The following is a 2,974-nucleotide window of genomic DNA, read 5'->3' on the forward strand; positions in this document are numbered from 1 at the left end:
GACGCCCGCGACCGGCCGCCCCGGCACCTCGCCGACCGGGCGGGCCTCCGTGGCGGGGGCGAGCCCCAGGCCCTCGAAGTCGATGCCCGGGTTGAGGGGAACGGCGTGCAGGGACGCGGGGATCCGGCCGTGCCGGAGCACCAGGAGCGCCTTGAACAGCCCCGCCATCCCCGAAGCCGGTTCGAGGTGGCCCAGGTTGGACTTGACCGAGCCGATCGGCAGCGCACCCGTGCGGCGGCGCGTCCCCAGCGCCCGGCCGATGGCCTCGCACTCGACCGGATCCCCGGCGGGCGTCCCCGTGCCGTGCGCCTCCAGGTAGACGACGTCGTCGGGATCCACGCCGGCCTGCTCGTACACCGACGTCAACAGGGCTTCCTGCGCCCGCGGGTTCGGCAGCGCCAGCCCCGCCGTCCGCCCGTCGCTGTTGGCCGCCGACGCCAGGATCACCCCGTGGATGCGGTCCCCGTCGGCCAGCGCGTCGCGCAGCAGCTTCAGGACGACGACCCCGCCGCCCTCGGCCCGCGCGTAGCCGTCGGCCGCGGCGGAGAACGGCGCGCACCTGCCGCGCGGCGAGAGCATCGACGCCTGTGAGAACCCGACGTACGGGTAGGGGCTCAGCAGCACGTTCACGCCGGCGGACACGGCCGTGCGGCTGGTGCCCTCGCGCAGCGTCCGGCACGCGCGGTCCAGCGCCACGAGCGCCGAGGAGCACGCGGTGTCCACGGCCATGCTGGGGCCGCGCAGGTCGAAGGCGTACGAGATCCGGTTCGCCGTGATCGACGCCGCGCCGCCCGCCATGGTGTAGGCGTCGACCCCCTCGATCCGCAGCATCTGCTGTGCGCCGTAGGAGGCGTCGGAGACCCCCACGTACACGGCGGTGTCCGAGCCGGCCAGCGCGGCCGGGTCGATCGCGGCGTCGTCGAGGGCCTCGGCCGTCATCTCCAGGAGCATCCGCTGCTGGGGGTCCATCTGCGCGGCTTCCCGGGGCGAGACGCCGAAGTAGCCGGCGTCGAAGCCCGCGATGTCGTCCAGGAAGCCGCCCGCCGCCGTGTAGCTCTTGCCCGGGCGCCGCGCCGACTCGTCCACGAAGCGGGCCGTCTCGAAGCGGTCCCCGGGCACCCGGGTGACCAGGTCCCGCCCCTGCTCCAGGGCCTCCCACAACCCCGCGAGGTCGCCGATGCCCCCGGGCAGCCGGCAGGCCGCCCCGACGACGGCCACGGCCCGTTCGTTCTCCGCCGAACCCTCTGAGCCCTCCGGATGCACGCGTACGACCTTTCCTGGCGGACCGGGCTCCGCTGACGAGCCCGCACGGTTGATGACGCACCGCATCTTGTCGACTACGCAACGTGAAGGCAAGCGGCCCGGGTCGGGCGGAGGTCGAATGGGTGACAAGCCGGAACATTTACGGCATCGGGGGGTTACTCAGTGCGCGCTCCTCCGGGAACGCGGACCGAGCGAAAGGTGTGGACGTGCTCAAGAAGGTGATGGCCGCAACGGCCTTGACGGCCTCGGCGGTCGGCGTGATCGCCGGACCCGCAGCGGCCGCCGGCGACGGCCGGGAGGTGGCCAACGCCAACGGCGCGCGGACGGGCTCCGGTGCGACGCTCACCGGCGGCTACATGAGCCCGCAGACCACCGCGGTCCAGGGCACGCTCAACGACCTGTGCATCGGCGTCGGCAAGATCGGTGTGCAGGGCGTCCTGCTCAACAACATCGGGCTGCAGGACATCCCGGTGCTCACGTCGCAGCAGCAACAGCAGTGCACCAAGGGATCTGCGATCGACAACGGCAACAATCCGTTGTCGCACCTCGCGGAGCACATCTCGCTGGTGGACCACAACGGGACGGGCAACCGCCACTAGGCCCGCCGCCGGAGCCCGGCTACACCTCCAGTTCCGCCTCGATCCGCTTGAGCTGGTGGCGCGCCATCGCCAGATTGGCGCGCCGGGCGTCCAGCACCAGGTAGAGGAAGAGGCCGTTGCCGCCGCGGCCGGTCAGCAGCCGGATCATGTGGTACTGCGAGCCGAGCGTGATGAGGATGTCCTCGATGGAGTCCTGGATGTTGAGCATCTCCATCGTCCGCAGCTTGGCCCGGACCACGTCCGTGTTGCCGGCCGCGGCGATGTTGAGGTCGAGGGTCTGCGACCCGCCGAGGGTGCCCAGCGCCATGCCGCTGCCGTAGTCGACGAGGGCCGCGCCGAGGGCGCCCTCGATCGAGCTCATCGCGTCCTTGAGGGCCGTTTCGGTGTTCGTCATGAGGTGATTCCGCTCTGGTTGTCGGGTCGGGACGGGAGAGGAGCCCGGCACGGGCGCTCCAGGGCTCCGTCGATCAAGGGGGCGATGCGGGCGCCGGCCCGGCGGGCCTCCAGGTTGAGCCGGCCGACGTTGGCGCCGGCCGAGGCCAGGAGCGTCAGCACGCAGGAGGAACCGGCCGCGTACGTCGCCACGTAGCCGCGCTCGCCGCTGACGAGCAGTTCGCGGAAGCCGCCGTGGCCCACGGCTTCCGTCAGCCGCGCGCCCACCCCGAGCGCCGCCGCCGTCAGCGCGGCCACGCCGTCCGGCTCCATGTCGGTGACCAGGTGCGCGATCACCAGCCCGTCGGTGCTGGCCACCATCGCCCCGGTCAGGTGCGGGACCCGGGCGCGTAGCCCCTGGAGCTCGGTGAGCACCTCGGGTGCGGCGGTCATCGGCTGTCTCCTTCCGGCGAGCTGTCTCAAGGCGCGCCTCATCATGGGATCGGCAGGTGCGGGCGGGCGTACGGCACGCTCGTGCAGGCCGTGCAGGCCGTGCAGGCCGTGCAGGTCGGACAGGGAGTCACAGGGCCTCCAGGGCGTCGCGGATCCGGTACAGCAGGGAGATCTCCGGAGCGGTGGGAGGCGGCGGTCCCGGCAGGGCCGGGGCGTCCGCGCGGGGTGTGCGGACCAGGCCGGCGGCCGCCAGCCGCCGCACGTCGAGGAGGGTGGCGAAGGCCGAA

The 2,974-nt window shown here is 72.9% G+C and carries 4 protein-coding genes; 1 reads left to right on the forward strand and 3 read right to left on the reverse strand.

Annotated features, from left to right (window positions below):
* The coding region (locus tag V7793_RS35880; protein ID WP_336013869.1) for a beta-ketoacyl [acyl carrier protein] synthase domain-containing protein at positions 1 to 1,263 on the reverse strand (1,263 nt) is incomplete at its 3' end.
* Between the two features lie 206 nt (positions 1,264 to 1,469).
* Between V7793_RS35880 and V7793_RS35885 the strand changes: the two genes are divergently transcribed.
* A complete protein-coding gene (locus V7793_RS35885) occupies positions 1,470 to 1,862 on the forward strand; it encodes a rodlin (RefSeq protein WP_336013870.1) in 393 nt (130 codons plus the stop codon).
* Between the two features lie 19 nt (positions 1,863 to 1,881).
* On the opposite strand, the gene V7793_RS35890 is transcribed toward V7793_RS35885, so the two are convergent.
* Together V7793_RS35890 and V7793_RS35895 are read right to left on the reverse strand one after the other, a co-directional pair.
* A complete protein-coding gene (locus V7793_RS35890) occupies positions 1,882 to 2,256 on the reverse strand; it encodes a hypothetical protein (RefSeq protein ID WP_336013871.1) in 375 nt (124 codons plus the stop codon).
* On the reverse strand, positions 2,253 to 2,729 hold the full coding sequence (locus V7793_RS35895) for a roadblock/LC7 domain-containing protein (RefSeq protein WP_336013872.1): 477 nt from the start codon (positions 2,727 to 2,729) through the stop codon (positions 2,253 to 2,255). The genes V7793_RS35890 and V7793_RS35895 overlap by 4 nt, the downstream gene beginning before the upstream one ends.
* Positions 2,730 to 2,974 lie beyond the last annotated feature (245 nt).

It is taken from the genome of Streptomyces sp. KLMMK, from assembly GCF_036961605.1.
GTDB lineage: Bacteria > Actinomycetota > Actinomycetes > Streptomycetales > Streptomycetaceae > Streptomyces > Streptomyces telluris.